The sequence below is a fragment of the Pseudoxanthomonas kalamensis DSM 18571 genome (assembly GCF_010211745.1).
Taxonomy (GTDB): Bacteria; Pseudomonadota; Gammaproteobacteria; order Xanthomonadales; family Xanthomonadaceae; genus Pseudoxanthomonas_A; species Pseudoxanthomonas_A kalamensis.
The window spans coordinates 1-553 of record NZ_PDWQ01000085.1 but is presented as its reverse complement, the minus strand read 5'-3'; the positions used below and the strand labels follow the sequence as shown (position 1 = coordinate 553).

Here is a 553-nt window from a genome sequence, read left to right as displayed (position 1 = left end):
CCCTTCGGCCCCTGGGTGGTGATGTAGGCCTGGACCCGGGAGACGATCTCGCGGTCGTTCCAGCCGGTGCGCTCCTGCAGCAGGTTGGACTCGTAGTCGTTGACCACCACGTAGTCGGCCTGCTCGATGAATTCGCGCAGTTCCTGGCCGTTGAACAGCGGCATCGCCTGGCCCGGGTCGAAGATGAACGGCACGCCCATCTCCTTGAACTCGGCCGCGTTCTGGATCATGCCCTCGCGCCCGTCCGGGCCGACCAGGCCCAGGGTGATGCCCGGCACATCCCTGGCGTGGTTCTCGTAGGAGCGCATCATCGCCCCGGGGTGGAAGGCGGTGATCTGGTTGTTGTCGTGGTCGGTGGTGATGAAGGCCTGCGGGGTGAACAGCTCGTCGATCACCTTGACCCGCGACAGGTCGATGCCCAGGGCCTGGAAATGCTCGCGGTAGGGGCCGAAATCGAAAAAAATGTAAACAAGAGCACAACTCGCACAGTACCCATTCGAAATACAAATTGATACGGCAAGTTGTTCAGTTACTAAGTTAATGGGATAGACAC

At 60.4% G+C, this 553-nt stretch carries 1 pseudogene; it reads right to left on the bottom strand.

Features of this window, described 5'->3' with window-relative positions:
• Nucleotides 1-455: pseudogene (locus CSC70_RS14120) on the bottom strand (PfkB family carbohydrate kinase); the annotation flags it as partial.
• Nucleotides 456-553 lie beyond the last annotated feature (98 nt).